This is a genomic window from Streptomyces sp. NPDC036815 (assembly GCF_055609205.1).
The window spans coordinates 345,769-361,668 of the sequence record NZ_JBVJPW010000004.1; the positions used below are offsets into that span (position 1 = coordinate 345,769).

The 15,900-nt window shown below is 73.4% G+C and carries 17 protein-coding genes; 8 read left to right on the forward strand and 9 right to left on the reverse strand.

Going from position 1 to position 15,900, the window contains the following annotated elements; genetic code table 11:
- Positions 1-38 precede the first annotated feature (38 nt).
- Positions 39-542, reverse strand: coding sequence for a metallophosphoesterase family protein (locus tag ACZ69I_RS12535; protein WP_467679890.1), 504 nt, complete (start codon positions 540-542; stop codon positions 39-41).
- Positions 543-605: 63 nt separating this feature from the next.
- Positions 606-2,159, reverse strand: a complete 1,554-nt coding sequence (gene proP / locus ACZ69I_RS12540) for a glycine betaine/L-proline transporter ProP (protein WP_470831943.1) — start codon at positions 2,157-2,159, stop codon at positions 606-608.
- A 472-nt stretch (positions 2,160-2,631) separates the two neighbouring features.
- Between proP and ACZ69I_RS12545 the strand changes: the two genes are divergently transcribed.
- The 4 genes from ACZ69I_RS12545 to ACZ69I_RS12560 all read left to right on the forward strand — a co-directional run bounded on the left by ACZ69I_RS12545 (position 2,632) and on the right by ACZ69I_RS12560 (position 6,257).
- Complete coding sequence (locus ACZ69I_RS12545) at positions 2,632-3,090, forward strand: hypothetical protein (RefSeq protein ID WP_467679888.1); 459 nt, start codon at positions 2,632-2,634, stop codon at positions 3,088-3,090.
- 191 nt (positions 3,091-3,281) lie between these two features.
- Positions 3,282-3,656 (forward strand): hypothetical protein, encoded by a 375-nt coding sequence (locus ACZ69I_RS12550; RefSeq protein WP_470831945.1) that lies wholly within the window; start codon positions 3,282-3,284, stop codon positions 3,654-3,656.
- A 97-nt stretch (positions 3,657-3,753) separates the two neighbouring features.
- Positions 3,754-4,956: a PLP-dependent cysteine synthase family protein gene (locus ACZ69I_RS12555; RefSeq protein ID WP_470831947.1), complete on the forward strand. Its 1,203-nt coding sequence runs from the start codon at positions 3,754-3,756 to the stop codon at positions 4,954-4,956.
- Positions 4,953-6,257: an MFS transporter gene (locus ACZ69I_RS12560; protein WP_470831949.1), complete on the forward strand. Its 1,305-nt coding sequence runs from the start codon at positions 4,953-4,955 to the stop codon at positions 6,255-6,257. Before ACZ69I_RS12555 ends, ACZ69I_RS12560 begins: the two co-directional genes overlap by 4 nt.
- Positions 6,258-6,306: 49 nt before the next feature.
- Here ACZ69I_RS12560 and ACZ69I_RS12565 read toward each other — a convergent pair whose 3' ends face one another.
- From ACZ69I_RS12565 to ACZ69I_RS12580, 4 genes are all read right to left on the reverse strand, one after another.
- On the reverse strand, positions 6,307-7,002 hold the full coding sequence (locus ACZ69I_RS12565) for a DUF3105 domain-containing protein (protein WP_470831950.1): 696 nt from the start codon (positions 7,000-7,002) through the stop codon (positions 6,307-6,309).
- Between the two features lie 105 nt (positions 7,003-7,107).
- Entirely contained in the window at positions 7,108-7,512 is a 405-nt protein-coding gene (locus tag ACZ69I_RS12570; RefSeq protein ID WP_470831951.1) for a hypothetical protein, read from the reverse strand.
- A gap of 21 nt (positions 7,513-7,533) precedes the next feature.
- Entirely contained in the window at positions 7,534-8,133 is a 600-nt protein-coding gene (locus ACZ69I_RS12575; RefSeq protein WP_467679875.1) for a DinB family protein, read from the reverse strand.
- A gap of 157 nt (positions 8,134-8,290) precedes the next feature.
- Entirely contained in the window at positions 8,291-9,133 is an 843-nt protein-coding gene (locus tag ACZ69I_RS12580) for a class I SAM-dependent methyltransferase (protein ID WP_467679873.1), read from the reverse strand.
- A 132-nt stretch (positions 9,134-9,265) separates the two neighbouring features.
- Here ACZ69I_RS12580 and ACZ69I_RS12585 point away from each other — a divergent pair, with 132 nt between their 5' ends.
- Entirely contained in the window at positions 9,266-9,844 is a 579-nt protein-coding gene (locus ACZ69I_RS12585) for a TetR/AcrR family transcriptional regulator (protein WP_467679871.1), read from the forward strand.
- A 67-nt stretch (positions 9,845-9,911) separates the two neighbouring features.
- Here ACZ69I_RS12585 and ACZ69I_RS12590 read toward each other — a convergent pair whose 3' ends face one another.
- Positions 9,912-11,108, reverse strand: a complete 1,197-nt coding sequence (locus ACZ69I_RS12590) for an NAD(P)-binding domain-containing protein (RefSeq protein ID WP_470831953.1) — start codon at positions 11,106-11,108, stop codon at positions 9,912-9,914.
- 150 nt (positions 11,109-11,258) lie between these two features.
- Entirely contained in the window at positions 11,259-11,957 is a 699-nt protein-coding gene (locus ACZ69I_RS12595) for a hypothetical protein (RefSeq protein ID WP_470831954.1), read from the reverse strand.
- 324 nt (positions 11,958-12,281) lie between these two features.
- Between ACZ69I_RS12595 and ACZ69I_RS12600 the strand changes: the two genes are divergently transcribed.
- The 3 genes from ACZ69I_RS12600 to ACZ69I_RS12610 are packed head-to-tail and all read left to right on the forward strand — an operon-like array spanning position 12,282 to position 14,613.
- On the forward strand, positions 12,282-12,971 hold the full coding sequence (locus ACZ69I_RS12600; RefSeq protein ID WP_467679866.1) for an ABC transporter permease: 690 nt from the start codon (positions 12,282-12,284) through the stop codon (positions 12,969-12,971).
- Positions 12,968-13,648 carry an ABC transporter permease gene (locus ACZ69I_RS12605; RefSeq protein ID WP_467679863.1) on the forward strand — a complete coding sequence of 227 codons (681 nt, stop codon included), beginning with the start codon at positions 12,968-12,970 and terminating at the stop codon, positions 13,646-13,648. Before ACZ69I_RS12600 ends, ACZ69I_RS12605 begins: the two co-directional genes overlap by 4 nt.
- On the forward strand, positions 13,645-14,613 hold the full coding sequence (locus ACZ69I_RS12610) for an ABC transporter substrate-binding protein (protein WP_467679860.1): 969 nt from the start codon (positions 13,645-13,647) through the stop codon (positions 14,611-14,613). The genes ACZ69I_RS12605 and ACZ69I_RS12610 overlap by 4 nt, the downstream gene beginning before the upstream one ends.
- Before the next feature lie 105 nt (positions 14,614-14,718).
- On the opposite strand, the gene ACZ69I_RS12615 is transcribed toward ACZ69I_RS12610, so the two are convergent.
- Positions 14,719-15,882 carry an ABC transporter ATP-binding protein gene (locus ACZ69I_RS12615; protein ID WP_467679856.1) on the reverse strand — a complete coding sequence of 388 codons (1,164 nt, stop codon included), beginning with the start codon at positions 15,880-15,882 and terminating at the stop codon, positions 14,719-14,721.
- Between the last annotated feature and the right edge of the window lie 18 nt (positions 15,883-15,900).

Below are 15,900 nucleotides of genomic sequence, written 5' to 3' on the forward strand. Positions count from 1 at the left end.
GCCGACCTTCACCGCGGGGTCGGCGCCCGATGGAGTGATCAGCGCTTCGGCGGCAGCCGGTGCCAGATCAGGTCGTGCAGCGCGGAGTCCGCGACCGTCAGCGTGAGGAACGTGCAGTACGGCTGGCGCCTGCGGTCCGTGGGCGAGCCGGGATTGATGAGCCGCAGGCCGCCGGGCGCCTCGGTGTCCCAGGGGATGTGACTGTGCCCGAACACCAGGACGTCCAGGTCGGGGAAGCGCTCGGCGCACCGGCGCTCGCGTCCGGTGGCCGCTCCGGTCTCGTGGACGACGCCGAACCGCAGCCCCGCCAGTTCGGCCCGCTCGACCTCGGCGAGCCTGCGGCGCAATGGCGGCCCGTCGTTGTTGCCGTGCACGGCGATCAGCCGGCGCGACCTGGCCTCGAACAGATCGAGCGTGGCCTCGTCGATCCAGTCCCCGGCGTGGATCACGACGTCCGCGGCGTCGATCCCTGCCAGCAGGGCGTCCGGCAGGCGCTTCGCGCGCGCCGGCACGTGGGTGTCGGAGGTCAGCAGCAGCCGCATGGGGCCAAGGGTAGGGGCGGTAGCCGGCCGGCGGCGCGCGGTCGCGCTCCCGGCCCGGACCCGTCACCCGTCGCGTCCGCCGGACTTTTCGGTCCCTGAGTCACCGCGGCCACCGCCCCGGGGGTGCCGCAGCCGCAGCCACACGTCGCGCGCGTGGCGGCCCGCCTCCGTGCGGCTGCGCGCCACGATCTCGCGTGCCTCGTCGTGCGTCTCGACCATGGGCCCTGAGCCGCGCAGGGGCCGCCCGGCCGTCTCGTGCAGGAAGAACGTCGACACCAGGCCGATCACCCCGGCCACCATCAGGTAGAAGGCCGGGACCAGCGTGTTTCCGGTCGCGTCGACCAGGAACGAGGCGAGCAGCGGGGTGGTGCCGCCGAAGACGGAGACGGAGATGTTGTAGGCGATCGACAGAGCTCCGTACCGCAGCCGGGTGGGGAACAGGGCCGGGAGCGTGGCGGCGGCCGTACCGGCGAAGCAGACCAGGAGCAGGCCGAGGATCGCGCAGCCGAACGCGGGCAGCAGGATGCCGCCCTCCCGGATCAGCAGGAACGCGGGCACGGCGAGCAGGATCATCGCGATGCTGCCGCCCATGAACATGGGCCGTCTGCCCCACCGGTCGGAGCTGCGGCCCACCGTGGTGATGGCGAGGACCACGAGCAGCATGGTGCCGAGCACCAGGAGCTGCGCGGTCGTGTCGCTCTCCCCGAGGGTGACGGTCATGAATGTCGGCAGGTACGACGTCACCATGTAGTTCGTGACGTTGTAGAGCAGCACGAGACCCATGCAGATGAGGACCGCCTGCCAGTGCCGGGTGAAGATCTCCCTGAGGCGGCCCTTGCCGGACTGGCGGGCCTGCTCGACGGGATCGCCCTCCTCGCCCTTGGACTCCGCCTCGCGTTCGGCCGCCGACGAGGCGGCTTCCTGCTGGAAGGCGGGGGTCTCCTCCAGCTTCATCCGCATGTAGAGGCCGATGAGCCCGAGCGGCCCCGCGACGAAGAACGGGATGCGCCAGCCCCAGCTCTCCAGGCCGTCCGTACCGAGGGTCAGGGTGAGCACCGTGACCAGTCCCGAGCCCAGCGAGTAGCCCACGAAGGTGCCGAAGTCGAGCCAGCTGCCGAGGAAGCCGCGCCGCTGGTCGGGGGCGTACTCGGCGATGTAGGTGGTGGCACCGGCGTACTCGCCGCCCGTGGAGAAGCCCTGCACGAGCCGGCACAGGAGCAGCAGCAGGGGAGCGGCGAAGCCGATCGAGGCGTACGTGGGGAGCAGGCCGACCGCGAAGGTGCTGGCGGCCATCATGATCATGGTGGCGGCGAGTACGCGCTGTCGGCCGATGCGGTCGCCCAGCGGCCCGAAGACGAGCCCGCCCAGTGGCCGCACGAGAAAGGCGGCGGCGAATGTGGCAAACGTGGAGACGACCTGCGCCCCGGGCGAGCTGGAGGGGAAGAAGACCTTTCCGATCGTGCCCGCCAGATAGGCGTAGACGCCGAAGTCGAACCACTCCATGGTGTTGCCGAGCGCCGCCGCGGTCACGGCCCGCCGCACCTTCGGACGGTCCGAGACCATCACGTCCTCGGCGCTGAGCGTCTTCTTCCGGCGACGCAGCAGCGTGCGCGCCATGCGGTCGGTAGCCGAATGCGACGTGCGCGGTTCGCTCTCCGCCGGGCGGGGCTTTCGGGGCGTGCCGCGCGGTTGGCCTCTCACCATGAAGCCTTTCTCCTCGTGCCTGCCGAGAGAAGCTGTGTCGCCGCAAGTCTGAGCCGATCATGAGCGACCGGCAAATTGTCCGGTCTGCGGGGTCCTGGTGCTTTTCCGTGTTCTGGTCGGGTGGTGTCGTCAGAGTTCCGGTGTCCGGCGTTCCTGGCGTTCCCGTGTATGCGGGTGCTGGTGGCTCGGCGGGGCTGTGGGGCTGTTTCGGGGGTGCGGGGGCCTGGAGAGGGGAGGGGGGAGCGCTAACTGGAGCCCCTGTGGCGGTAGTTGGGCGACAGTGTCGGTGAGTGGGGGCCGTGGGACAGGCGGGTGGCTTGTTCCTGTTGTGTTCTCGTGCGTCGTGATGTCCGGGTTCGTGAGGTCGGGCTAGGATCGCGGCGTGATGGCGGCCTGGTCTCGTTCCGGTGCACGGCGGAGCCGCTCGGCGGCGCCGCTGTGGCGGGCCGTGGGGCTGGGGCTCTGCCTCCTCGGTCTGGTGTTCGCCCATGTGGCGAGCCCCGAGGTCACGAGTCGGCACCTCGCCTCCACCGGTGCTGTCACCGCGGTCGCCCCCGGTGCCCCCGCCGCTTCCGTCCTCACCTCCGCCGTCGCCCCGGACGCACCCGCCGTGGCCGACGGTCCGGGCGGGTCGGGCCACGACCACCGCCAGCAGCACGCCGTCGAGGAGTGCGCGCTGAGCCAGCCTCCGCAGGGCCCCGACGTGGACATGCCCTGCCTCTCCCCGCTGGGCTCGCGGTGGCGGGGCGGCGCGCCCGTTCCGCTGGGCGCCCACCCGGTCGCCGGGCGGGACTTCGTGGTCCCGATAGCGCACGCGGCGGATTCCACGATTCTGCGCATCTAAGCCGCGTCGGCTCCGAACTGGCCCCACGTCACCAGGAGTCAGCCCGCTCACCCCCGTGGGTCGAGCCGAGCACGGCGTCGCTCCGGTGGCCACTTCATGCTGTCCGACCTCGTCCCCGGTCACAGGTGTCACGCGTGCCGCGTCCGCGGCGCACCGCACCCCGGCCGGGGCGGCTGCCGCACGGAGGTTCTGTGCCGCATCGGCGTTTCTTCCGCACCCTGTACGTCCTGCTGGGCACGCTCCTCGCGTGCTTCGGCGGGCCTCTCCACGCCCATGGCCCAGTTCACGTGTCCGGGGCAGCGGCCCACGCGTGGGTGGAGCCGCGCCTCTCGGAAGAGGCCGAGGGCGCAGTCGTCGACGTACCCGCCCGGCCCGACCGCTGCCACGAGCCAGGACCCGCCTCCCTCGCCCAGCCCTCGGCCCGGCTGCTCCCGCTCGCGCTGAGCGCGGCGCCCGGGGAGGAGGGGGCGGACGCCGCGGTCGCCTGCCACTCGGCCACCGCGCGACGGGCGAACCCGGTGGGTGGTCGAGCCGCTCTCAACTCGCTCTGCAGATGGCGCATATAGGGGCGCTCCGGGCACGTCCCGCGCCATGACGGGCCTGCCCGCCCCCGCGACCAGCCCCTGTGCGACCACTACCTGAGCGAGAGCGAGAAGCGAAGAGATGCACTCTCCGACCGCGCACGACTCCACCCCCGCCGGGGCAGGCCCTGCCGGGCCCGCCCCTTTCGGCGCCATCCCGCACGGAGTCAATCCGCACGGCGCCGCCCCACTCGGCTCCACCCTCCCCGGCCTCGTCGGGAACACCCCCGTCCTGCACGTCTCCCGGCCGTTCGCTCCGCCGGGCCGCGGCTTCTGGGCCAAGCTGGAGGGCTTCAACCCCGGTGGCATCAAGGACCGCGCCGGTCTCCACATGGTCGAACGCGCCCGGGCCCGCGGCGAGTTGCGACCCGGCTGCCGCATCGTCGAGTCGACCAGCGGCACCCTCGGCCTCGGCCTCGCCCTGGCCGGTACGGTCCACGGCCACCCGGTCACCCTGGTCACGGACCCCGGCCTGGAACCGTCCATGACCCGGCTGCTCACCGCCCACGGCGCGAGCGTCGACACCGTGCCCGAACGCCACCCGGTCGGCGGCTGGCAGCAGGCGCGACGGGACCGCGTGGCCGAACTCCTCGCGGAGCACCCCGGCTCCTGGTGCCCCGACCAGTACGGCAACCCCGACAACGTCAGCGCCTACACCCCGCTGGCCCTCGAACTCGCCGCGCAGCTCGGCCACATCGACGTACTGGTCTGCAGCGTCGGCACCGGCGGGCACTCCGCGGGCGTCTCCCGCGTCCTGCGGCAGCTCTACCCCGGCCTTCGCCTGGTCGGTGTGGACACCGTCGGCTCGACCATCTTCGGCCAGCCCGACCGGCCCAGGCTCATGCGCGGCCTGGGGTCGAGCATCTACCCGCGCAACGTCGCCTACGAGAACTTCGGCGAGGTGCACTGGGTGGCCCCGGCCGAATCCGTATGGTCCTGCAGGCAGTTGGCGACCTCGCACTACGCGACCGGCGGGTGGAGCGTCGGAGCCGTCGCGCTGGTCGCCGGATGGCTCGCCAGGACACTCCCGCGCGACGCCCGTATCGCCGCGGTCTTCCCCGACGGTCCGCAGCGCTACCTGGAGACGGTCTACGACGACGGGTACTGCGCCGAGCACGGCCTCCTGGGCCACGTCCCGGCACCCGAACCGGACGTCGTGGGCCGCCCCGACGAGAAGGAGGTCACCCGCTGGACGCGCTGCACCGCCGTCCACGATCCGCTGCCCCCGGACCGGCCGGTCCGGCCGGGCGCGACCGACCGCACGGCGGAGGGCGAGGCCCGGTGAAGACGACCCTCACGCAGTTCCGTTCCTACGACCGGAGCGTCCGGCTCCTCCTGGCCAACCAGTTCACCATCAACCTCGGCTTCTACATGCTGATGCCGTATCTCGCCCAGCACCTGTCCGGCACGCTCGGCCTGGCGGGCTGGCTCGTCGGACTCGTCCTCGGCGTGCGCAACTTCAGCCAGCAGGGCATGTTCCTCCTCGGGGGCACGCTCGCCGACCGGTTCGGGTACAAGCCGCTGATCGTCGCCGGATGCGTCCTGCGCACCGTCGGCTTCGCCACGCTCGGCCTCGTCGACTCGGTGCCCGCGCTGATCGTCGCCTCGGCGGCCACCGGCTTCGCCGGAGCGCTGTTCAACCCCGCGGTGCGGGCCTATCTCGCGGCCGACGCGGGCGAGCGCCGGGTCGAGGCCTTCGCGCTGTTCAACGTCTTCTACCAGGCGGGCATCCTCCTTGGCCCGCTCGTGGGGATGCTGCTCACCGGGGTCGACTTCCGGGTCACCTGCCTCGTCTCGGCGGCGGTCTTCGCGGTCCTGAGCATCGTGCAGATCCGCGCTCTTCCCGCCCGCGGGGGCAACGACACGCGGGACTGGGGCGGGGCGCCGGGCGCCGGTGACGGGATCGTCGCCCAGTGGCGGAGCATCGCGGGCAACCGTGCCTTCCTGCTCTTCTCGACCGCGATGATCGGCTCCTACGTCCTGACCTTCCAGGTGTATCTGGCGCTGCCTCTGGAGGTGCGACGCGTGGGAGGTGACGGCGAGTTCGGCACCGTCGCCGTCGCGCTGCTCTTCGCGGCGTCCGGTCTCGCGACCGTCCTCGGGCAGACCCGGGTGACGGCCTGGTGCAAGGAGCGGCTGGCTCCGGGACAGGCGCTCACCCGAGGCCTTTCGGTCATGGGGCTCGCCTTCGTGCCGCTGCTCGTCGCGACGGCGCTGCCCGAGCCCGGCGGGGGAGCGGGGCGGTGGCTGCTCGCCGCCCTGCCGCCCACCCTGGCCGCCCTGTTGCTGGCGCTGGGCACGATGATCACGTACCCCTTCGAGATGGACACCATCGTCCAGCTGTCGGGGGACCGTCTCGTCGCCACCCATTACGGGCTCTACAACACCATCTGCGGTGTCGGCATCACCGTCGGCAACCTCCTGACGGGAGTCGCCCTCGACGCCGCCCGGGCGGCGGGCCTGTCGGCGCTGCCCTGGCTCGCGCTGCTCGTCCTGGGCCTGGGGTGTGCGCTGTCCCTCCACGGACTGCAGCGCGCCGGGCGGCTGACGCGGACGGCCCCCGGGGCGCGGCCCGCCACGGCCTGACCCGAGCCGGTCCGGCCGGCGCGCGAGCCGCGCGCCGGCCGGTACCCGCTCACGCGGAGTCGACGCCCCCGGTGCAGGCTGCGCCCGGCTCGGGCGTCTGCGCGCCCTGCACGTACGTGCTGAAGAACTCCGCGACCCGCGGGTCCTCGGCGCTGTCGACGGTGAGCTGGCGCCCCCAGGCCGACAGCACGATCGCGCTCCGCTGCTTCGCCACCGGACTCATCAGGCTGTAGGTCGTCCTGGACACCTTGTCGGCCAGCTTCTTGACGTCGGCTCCGGGAGCCCTGTCGTTGTACGTGACCCAGACCGCGCCGTGTTCGAGGGAGTGCACGGCGTTCTCGTTCGGTATCTCCTTCTCGTAGACGCTGGCGTCACACGTCATCCAGGCCTGGTGGTGGTCGCCGCCGACCGGCGGTGTCATCGGGTAGGAGACGGACTTGGCCACGTGATCGCGGCCCAGCTTCTTCGCGTCCCACGTCTTCTCGCCCTGTACGGGCTTCTTCGCGGCGGCGCTGTTCTGCTTCTCCTTGTCGTTGGCGCTGTCGAGGGCGTACGCGCCGAAACCGACGAGCCCGGCGACGATCACCGTGCTCACCGTGAGCGTGATGACGCGGGTGCGGCGCTCGCGCGCCTGTTCCGCGCGGCGCATCGCCTCGACGCGGGCCTGGCGCTCCGCGGCGGCGGCCTTCTTGCTCGGCCTGTTGCTCGATCTGTCGCCCGGCTTGCGGGACTTGGGCTTGGTCATGGTGTTCCTGTCCCCGTCGCGCGGGGCGCGGCGGCGGTGGGTCCGGAGTGGTGGATGCCGTGGCGCGGGCGGGCCGCGTGCGCGGGCCACCCGGCCGGGATCCGCCTAGATCCGCTGCACCTGGAGCATGTGGAGATCGGGGGAGCCGCGGTCCGAGGGAGGCTCGACCGGCGGGCCGGGCATCGACGCCCCGTGCGGGGAGGGCGTCTGCTTCGGCACGGCGGGCAGCGACGGGCCCGCCGGGTTGAGGACCGCTCGTACGCTGTGGGCGGCGGCCGTGCAACGCCGGTCGGCGGGCGGGCAGTCGACGTCGTGCGCGCGCGGTGCACCGTCGTCGTACGAGGGGGCTCCGGTGGCGGCCGCGGTGTGCCCGGGGCCACGGTGGCCGCCGTCCGGGGCGACGGCGCCGAGGCACATGAAGAGCGTGGCGACGAGCGACGCGAGCGCGGCGGCGGACGCGGCGCGGCACCAGGCGTGCCGAGCGGCTCCGGTCCACTGCGTCTGTCTCATCGCAGCGCATCGTAGCGATCGTCAGGACGGCGGCCGACGGGTACCCCGGTCCGCTTCCCGCGCGGCACGCTCCACCCGGTCCCGGTGTGCCTCCTGCCAAGCGGCGTCGGGCGGCATGTTGTCGCCGTCCTCCCGCAGGCCGGCGGCGCCGTCGATCAACTCTCGTACGAGGTCGGCGTGTCCGGCGTGCCGGTCGGTTTCGGCGATCATGTGGACGAGGACGCGGTGCAGGGTCAGTTCCCGTCCGTTTCCGCCCGGCAGGCGGCCGACCGCGTCGAGGTCCAGCGACTTGATGGTGGCGTCCGAGTGCGCCCACACCTGCCGGTAGCGCCCGACGATCCGCTCCCGTGTCTCGTCGGCGGTCGCCCACAGATCCGCGTTCGTCTCGGCGTCGCCCGTGATCCAGAGCCCCGGCGCGGCGAAGGGGCGCCCGAATGTGGCCCCGAAGTACAGGGCTTCGGCGCTGGTCGCGTGCTTGACCAGGCCCAGGAGATTGGTGCCGGTGGGCGTGAGCGGGCGCCGTATGTCGTACTCCGACAGGCCGTCGAGTTTCCAGAGCAGCACGTCGCGGGCGTCCTGCAGGTAGAGACGGAGGTCGGCTTTGAAGTCTGACGCGGTCATGGGCGGTAGTCTGCCGCTCGCTCGATCACCGGTCATCACGTTTTCGGGGCCGCAGGGGGAGGCCGGAGGCCCGGGCGCGGGGTCTGCCGGGGTGGGCCGACAGACCCCGGCGGCGGGTCGGGACGTGCCCGGGCCGGGGCCGCGCGGCCGCTCCGCGTCAGGGGCGGGTCGCGGTCACCAGGAGGGCGGCCGCGCGCAGGCGCAGGGCGCCGTCCTCCTCGTGCGGGCGCAGGAGTTCTGTCAGGCGGGCGCGCGCCTGGTCCGCGGTCTCGTGGGGCACCTGACCGGTGAGGTGGCGTCCGGGGCCGGAGCCGAAGAGGAAGTCGGCGGCGTCGGCCGCGTCCCGCCCCCACGTCCCGGTCGTCTCCACGCGGACCGCCTCGACCTTCTCGAACCCGGCGGAGGACAGCAGGGCGCACGTCTTGTCCGCCTCCGCGAGGGAGAACATGCCGGGCCCGCCGGGCGTGCCGAACGTGCCCATCGGAAGGAGGTCGCGCAGTGAGCCGAAGGCCCGGAGCCACTCGTTGTCCTGCGGGAACGCGCCACAGATGAACGCCGCGCGGCCGCCCGGCCGCAGCGCCCCGGCGATGTTGCCGAACCCGGCCACCGGGTCCGCGAAGAACATCACGCCGAACCGGCTGACCGCGAGGTCGAACCCGCCCGCCTCCAGAGGGTGGACCTGGGCATCGCCCTGCTCGAAGGAGACATTGCCGAGGCCCTCCTGCCGCGCGGAGCGGCGGGCCTGCGCCAGCATCGGCGCCGACAGGTCGAGGCCGAGCACCCGGCCGCCGGTCGCCCGGTGGGCGGCCTGCCTGGTCAACTGCCCGGTGCCGCAGCCGACGTCCAGGACGCGGTCGTCCTCCTGGACCGAAGCGGCCGCCAGGAGAGGGGAGTTGAAGCCGCCGTTGATCGCATCCCAGCGGGACTGATGGCCGGCCCAGTGCTCCCCCTCGTAGCCGTTCCATGCCCGCGCCTGTTCGGTGTTGGCGATGTCCTGCACTCGATGCCCCCTGATGCGTCGTGGACGGTGCGCCCGACACGGCTAGTATGGGCGCTCGCCCAAACAGTATGGGCGAGCGCCCCTTCTGGCAATGGCCGTGCCGGGGCGTCCCGTTGTCACCGAGGAGCAGCCATGTCACCGCGCGGAGTCGCGATCCCCGATCTTCGCGACCGGCTCTTCGACGCCGCCGAGCGGATCGTCGCCCGCGAGGGCGCGGCGGCTCTGACCAGTCGGGCGGTCACCGGCGAGGCGGGCTGCGCCAAAGGGGTGCTGCACACGCACTTCGGCGGGGTGGACGCGTTCGTCGCCGAGCTCGTGCTCGACCGGTACGCGCGCGCCGCGGCGGCCGCCCGGGCCCTCCCCGGACGGGCGGGCGAGAACAGCGTGGCGGCGAACCTGGCGGGAGTCGCGCTCGGGCTGCTCGACTCGCTGGACCCCGGGGTCGTGGGCCTCGCGATGTCCAGCCACGCCACCTCCTGCCGGATCCGCGAGGCGCTCGCCGCGGGTGCCCCCGGCTTCGCCGCGATCCAGGACGCGCTCACCGCCTACCTGGACGCCGAACAGCGGCTCGGCCGGCTGCCGGACACCACCGACACCGCCACGACGGCGCTCGCCGTGGTCGGCACCGTCCACCACCTCCTGATGACCGGGTGGGCCGGCGCGCCGGACCCCCGGGAGCAGACCGAACGGCTGGTCGCCCTGCTCGTGTGACGGCGGGGGCGACGGCCCAGCGCTGTCGGAGCCCGCGCCGGAAGTCGCCATGCCGGAAGTCGCCCCGTCAGTCGTCGCAGCACGCCGCCACGGACTTCGTCAGCCGGGGACCCGCGAACCGCGTACCGCTGACGAAGCGCAGCGCGGGCCCGAACGTCGCGACGGCCGAAGGACCGGTGAAGTACAGCCCCGGCACGCTGGACGAGAACCCCTTGTCCAGGACGGGGAATCCACCGATCCGCCGCACGTCCGCGCGCAGCTCGGGGGAGAGGAAGTCAAGGGCCTCGACGTGGACGCGGTAGCCCGTGGCGGCGAGGACGTGGTCGGACTCGACGGTGTGGGTCCGTCCGTCCGGTGTCGTGGTGTGCAGGGCGACGCTGTTTCCCCGGACCTCCGCCGCCGTGATGTGCCGCTCCGCGAGCAGCGGCACCTGCCCTTCGAACCGGTCCCTGAGCCACCACGCCCCGCGCGGTCTCGTCGGCCGCTCGGCGAGCCGGAGCCGGGCCGCCGCGGGCAGCCGGCGGAACGCGGCGGGGTGACGCGTGAGGCCGTACACGGGCCACGAGCGGCCCGCAGGGGTGTCCGGCTGCCAGTGCGGGCGGGACGACGGCGGCGTGTCGAACCGCACCCGCGCCCCGCGGGCGAGCACCTGCACCTCGGCGCCCGCCTCGTGCAGCAGGGCGGCGCTCTCCAGGGCGGACTGGCCGGCTCCGACGACCGTCACGGTGCGCCCGGCGAAGCTGCCGGGATCGGTCTGCTGCGAGCTGTGCGAGATCAGGCCCAGGGCCGACAGGCCGCTGGACGCCGCTGCCGCCAGGGGCGTCGGCAGATGCGCGAAACCGGAGAGGCCGGTGGCCACCACCACGGCGCGGGGCCGGAGCACCTCGCCCGAGGACAACTTGACGCGGAAGCCGTCCTCGCGCCGCTCGACCGAGGCCACCCGTTCGTCCTCGACGCGGGGCACGAGCCGCTCCCTGAACCACCGCCCGTACCGCATGAACAGGCCCACGGGCACCTGGTCGTGGGCCGCCACCCGGCGCTCCCCGGCGTCGCGGCAGTAGTCCTGGAGGGTGAAGCCCTCGCGCGGGGTCGCCAGCGCGCAGGCGGCGGGCGACGTCTTCAGGAGCATCCCGGCGGGCATGCGCCGTGACCAGTTGGCGACGGGGGCGCCGAAGACACGCACGGGCAGGCCGCGCGCCCGTAGGTGCGCGGCGGCGGACAGACCGTACGGGCCCGCGCCGATGACGACGACGGTGTTGGACATGAGGGTCCCTCCTGGCGCGGTCACGTCCGGCCGTGCGGAGACGGCTCGGGGCGCGCCGGAATCAGCGGTGGAGTGTGCGGAATCGGGCTTGCCGGGACCGCTCCCGTGTGGTCCGGCGCGGCGCACGCGCTGCGGCGCGGCTCGGGCGGCTCAGACGGCGAGCGGTGGGCGGGCCGGCGGACCGCGCCGTACGACCGTGTCCGCGAGGAGGAGGGGGCGAGCCGTCGGGCGGGCGGGCCGCCCGGGACACGGCTGCTGGATCGGCCGGGGGAGTACGGCCGCGCGCGGCGCGGGGCCCTGGCGCAGTACGCGCGCCAGGAAGGCGCAGAGCAGACGCAGCATCCGCAGCAAGGAGCGGCACAGCGGACGCGGTTCACGACCGGCGGGAGCGGCCCCGGTGGTGCGGTCGCACTGGCTGACGGGCTGGTGCCGGGGCAGCCTGCGGTCGGCGAGGAGGCGGAGGGCGAGCCGTGGGGCGAGCGGTGAGCGGGAGGGGTGGGCCGCGGGGAACGGCCGCCGAACGCCTCGTATCGCGTACGCGGCGGTCGGGTACGCACTCTCTGCGCGCGAGCGTTGCGACCGCCACCGCCGGGCGGCGGCCCGCCCGGCACGGGCGAGGGCCGACCGCGGCGCGAGGTGTGGGGACCGCGGGGCGCGGGTCGGCAGCGGGGCTCGGACCTGCGAGGCGGCACCCAGCGGGAGCGTCGCGCAGAACAGGACCGCGGCGACGGCTGCCCGGACGTCCCAGGACGGCGTCGAACCGAGGACGACGTGGTACGAGGCGACCGCGAGGAGGGCACTCACCACGGAGAAGACGGTGGCCCGCGCGACGGTCGGCGGGAACGTCACGGAGCGTGTTCCCGGCACCGGGCGTGGTCCCGGTACCGATCGGACCGACCGCGCCCCCGTCAGCGACCGCGCGACCGGTACTCGGCTGTCGCGCGGTCGAGAGCGAAATACCACCGGTCCCGAAGTCTCCATGACGCGTCCATCATGAGCCGTCACCCTCCTGGCTGTCACCCCGCCGGGGACCTGCGCGGCCCGGGCATGCGCGGGAACTGGCCGCCTTCGTGCGGTGGTTGTCGCCGCCCACACACCGCTGCCGGGCCCCGACGGACCCGTACGGGTCACCAGAACGCGCCGTGCCCCGGCCCCCCGGCCTTGAATGGACAGGTGACCGCGCCCCCCGACGACTGCCTCGCGCGCAACGAGTGGATCTGCGGCGAGTACCTGAGCACCCGCCGCCAGATCCTGCTCGACGCGGTCGTCCAGCACCTTCAGCTGACCGCCGTCTCCCTCCTGATCGCGCTGGTCGTCGCGGTGCCGCTGGCCGTCCTCGCCCGCCGCTGGGGCTGGGCCGCCGGGCCGGTCCTCGCGCTCACCACCGTCCTGTACACCATCCCCTCGCTCGCGATGTTCTCGCTGCTGCTTCCGGTGTACGGGCTCTCCGCGTCGCTCGTCGTCGCGGGTCTCGTCCTCTACTCCCTCACCCTGCTCGTGCGGAACATCCTCGCCGGCCTGCGCGCCGTCCCCGAGGACACCCGGCAGGCCGCCCGCGGCATGGGGTACGGCCCGATCCGCCTCCTGCTCACGGTCGAGCTGCCGCTCGCGCTGCCCGCGGCCATGGCGGGCCTGCGCATCGCCACGGTCTCCGCCGTCTCGCTCGTCACCATCGGCGCGATCGTCGGCTTCGGCGGACTCGGCAACCTCATCTACACGGGCATGAACACCTACTTCAAGGCACAGGTGCTCACCGCGTCCGTGCTCTGCGTCGTCATCGCCGTCGCCGCCGATCTCCTGCTGCTCGGCGTGCAGCGCCTGCTCACCCCCTGGGAAAGAGCGACGAGGGCGGCCCGCTCATGAGGACGCTCGGCGACGCGTGGACGTGGCTCACCGACTCCGCGCACTGGGCCGGGGACGACGGCATCTGGCACCGGCTCACCCAGCACTTCGTCCTCACCGTCGTCTGCCTGCTGCTCAGCTGCCTGATCGCACTGCCGGTCGCCCTCGTCCTCGGCCACCTCGGCAAGGGCGGCGCGCTCGCCGTGAACATCTCCAACGTCGGCCGCGCGGTGCCGACGTTCGCCGTCCTCGTCCTGCTCCTCCTCACCCCACTGGGCAACTGGGGCGAGGGGCCGACCGTCGTCGCGCTCGTGCTGTTCGCGGTGCCGCCGCTGCTCACCAACGCGTACGTGGGCATGCGCGGCGTCGACCCCAGCGTCGTCCAGGCGGCGCGGGGCATGGGGATGACCGGGCGACAGCTGCTGTGGCGGGTCGAACTGCCGCTCGCGCTCCCGCTGGTGCTCAGCGGCATCCGGCTCGCCGCCGTGCAGCTCGTCGCCACGGCCACGATCGCCGCGCTCGCGGGCGGCGGCGGACTCGGCCGGATCATCACGGCGGGCTTCAACCTGGCGAGCACCCCGCAGGTGGTGGCGGGTGCCGTCCTCGTCGCCGTGTTCGCGCTGCTCGTCGAGGGAGCCTTCGAGGCGGCGGAACGGTTCGGACCGGGGTGGGTGCGAGGGCGGGGGAGGACGGGATGAGCCGAGACCGAGCACGGCGAGAGAGGACGAGACGGCGCAGGGCACCGGCAGCAGCCCTCCTCGCGCTCCTCACCGGCTGCGCGACGGGACCCTCGCTGGAGAACCGGGGCGAGGTCACCGGACCCCCGGGCGACAGCAAGCACCTCGTCGTCGGCTCGGCGGGCTTCACCGAGTCGGACCTGCTCGCCCAGATGTACGCACTGCTCCTGAACAAGGCCGGATACCACACGAAGATCCTCTCCGTGGCCAACCGCGAGCTCTACGAACCCGCCCTGGAGTCCGGCCAGATCGACGTCGTCCCCGAGTACGCGGCGACCTTCGCGGACTGGCTCAACGCCAAGAAGAACGGCGCCGACGCGCCGCCCGCGGGCTCGCCCGACCTCGACGCGACCATGAAGGCGTTGCGCGGCCTCGCGGCCCCCCGCGGCCTCACCGTCCTCGACCCGGGCAAGGCCGTCGACCAGAACGCCTTCGCCGTCACCGCCTCCTACGCCCGCCGGCACCGCCTCAAGACCCTCAGCGACCTCGGCGCATCGGGCCTCGAGGTGCGCCTCGCGGCGGGCGACGAGTGCGTGCAGCGCCCCTACTGCGCCCCGGGCCTGAAGAAGGTGTACGGCATCGACGTCACCGGAGTCGACCCCAAGGGCGTCGGCACGACGCAGGCCAAGAAGGCGGTACAGAGCGGCCAGGACCAGATGGTGCTCACCACGTCGACGGACGCGACCCTCGACGACTTCGGCCTGGTGCTCCTCAAGGACGACAAGAACCTGCAGAACGCCGACTACCTCGTGCCCGTGGTCAACCGCTCACGAGCGGGCAGCGAGGGCGTGGCCGCCGCACTGGGCCGCCTCAACCCCGTCCTGACGACACAGGACCTGGCCTCCCTGAACGAACAGGTGGACAGCTGGCGCCGCCTGCCCCAGGACGTGGCCAGAACGTACCTGGAGGAAAAGGGACTGCTGTAGCCCCCGGGGGCGCGGGGCACTGCGCACCCAGCCACGACGCACCCGCACCCGAAGAAGTCCCCCAGCCCGCCCCCTCACCCCGCCCCCCACCGCGCGGGAGCGCGCCTACGCGTCGGCCACCGAGTCGAACTCCACCTCCCCCCTCTCCACCCCCTGCGCATCCGCGTCCACCGAGCGCCGCAGCGCCTCGTGCAGCTTGGCCGGGGTGAGGACGCCGAGGAAGCGGGCGCCGTCGAGGACGGCGACCCAGCCCGCGTCGTGCTGCAGCATCACGCCGAAGGCCTGCTTGAGCGGGGCGCCGACCGGCACCCAGGAGTTCATGCGGTGCGCCAGGTCACCGACCGTGCCGCCGGTCCCGGCGAGCGCGACCTCGTCGAGGCCGACCCAGCCGTGCAGATCGCCGCCCTCGTCCAGGACGACGGCCCAGCGCGCCTCCTCGGCGCGCAGCCGGGCCGCGGCCTGCTCGGCGGGCTCGTCGAGCCGGGCGATCGGCGGCGCCTCCAGGTCCTCGGGTCGGATCTCGGTGACGGAGAGCCGCTTCAGCCCGCGGTCGGCGCCCACGAACTCGGCGACGTACGGCGTCGCGGGCGCCCCGAGCACCGCGCCGGGCGTGTCGAACTGCTCGATGCGCCCCTGCCCGTACACGGCGATGCGGTCGCCGAGCCGGACGGCCTCCTCGATGTCGTGGGTCACCAGGAGCACTGTCTTGCGGACGGCCGCCTGCATCCGCAGGAACTCGTCCTGCAACTGCTCGCGCACCACCGGGTCGACGGCGCCGAACGGCTCGTCCATCAGGAGCACCGGCGGGTCGGCGGCCAGCGCCCGGGCCACGCCGACGCGTTGGCGCTGGCCACCGGAGAGCTGTTCGGGGTAGCGGGAGCCGAACGTCTTCGGGTCGAGGCCCACCAGGTCGAGCAGCTCCGCCGCGCGCGCCCTGGCCCTGGCCTTCTTCCAGCCGATGAGGGCGGGCACCGTCGCGGTGTTGTCGAGGATCGTCCGGTGCGGGAAGAGACCGACCTGCTGGATGACGTAGCCGATGCGGCGGCGCAGCCGGACCGGGTCGATGCCGGCGATGTCCTCGCCGTTCACGAAGATGTGGCCCGACGTCGGCTCGATGAGGCGGTTCACCATCATCATCGTCGTGGTCTTGCCGCAGCCGGAGGGGCCGACGAGCGTGACCAGTTCGCCCTCGTCGACCTCGAAGGAGAGGTCGTCCACGGCCGTCGTGCCGCCCGGGTAGCGCTTGGTCACCTGCTCGAACCGGATCATGCCCTCACGCTAGCCGCG

Coding starts and splice junctions, on each gene's coding strand:
- ACZ69I_RS12535 (WP_467679890.1), bottom strand. CDS start 542: ATGCGGCTGCTGCTGACCTCCGACACCCACGTGCCGGCGCGCGCGAAG.
- proP (WP_470831943.1), bottom strand. CDS start 2,159: ATGGCGCGCACGCTGCTGCGTCGCCGGAAGAAGACGCTCAGCGCCGAG.
- ACZ69I_RS12545 (WP_467679888.1), top strand. CDS start 2,632: ATGGCGGCCTGGTCTCGTTCCGGTGCACGGCGGAGCCGCTCGGCGGCG.
- ACZ69I_RS12555 (WP_470831947.1), top strand. CDS start 3,754: ATGCACTCTCCGACCGCGCACGACTCCACCCCCGCCGGGGCAGGCCCT.
- ACZ69I_RS12565 (WP_470831950.1), bottom strand. CDS start 7,002: ATGACCAAGCCCAAGTCCCGCAAGCCGGGCGACAGATCGAGCAACAGG.
- ACZ69I_RS12570 (WP_470831951.1), bottom strand. CDS start 7,512: ATGAGACAGACGCAGTGGACCGGAGCCGCTCGGCACGCCTGGTGCCGC.
- ACZ69I_RS12575 (WP_467679875.1), bottom strand. CDS start 8,133: ATGACCGCGTCAGACTTCAAAGCCGACCTCCGTCTCTACCTGCAGGAC.
- ACZ69I_RS12585 (WP_467679871.1), top strand. CDS start 9,266: ATGTCACCGCGCGGAGTCGCGATCCCCGATCTTCGCGACCGGCTCTTC.
- ACZ69I_RS12590 (WP_470831953.1), bottom strand. CDS start 11,108: ATGTCCAACACCGTCGTCGTCATCGGCGCGGGCCCGTACGGTCTGTCC.
- ACZ69I_RS12605 (WP_467679863.1), top strand. CDS start 12,968: ATGAGGACGCTCGGCGACGCGTGGACGTGGCTCACCGACTCCGCGCAC.
- ACZ69I_RS12610 (WP_467679860.1), top strand. CDS start 13,645: ATGAGCCGAGACCGAGCACGGCGAGAGAGGACGAGACGGCGCAGGGCA.
- ACZ69I_RS12615 (WP_467679856.1), bottom strand. CDS start 15,882: ATGATCCGGTTCGAGCAGGTGACCAAGCGCTACCCGGGCGGCACGACG.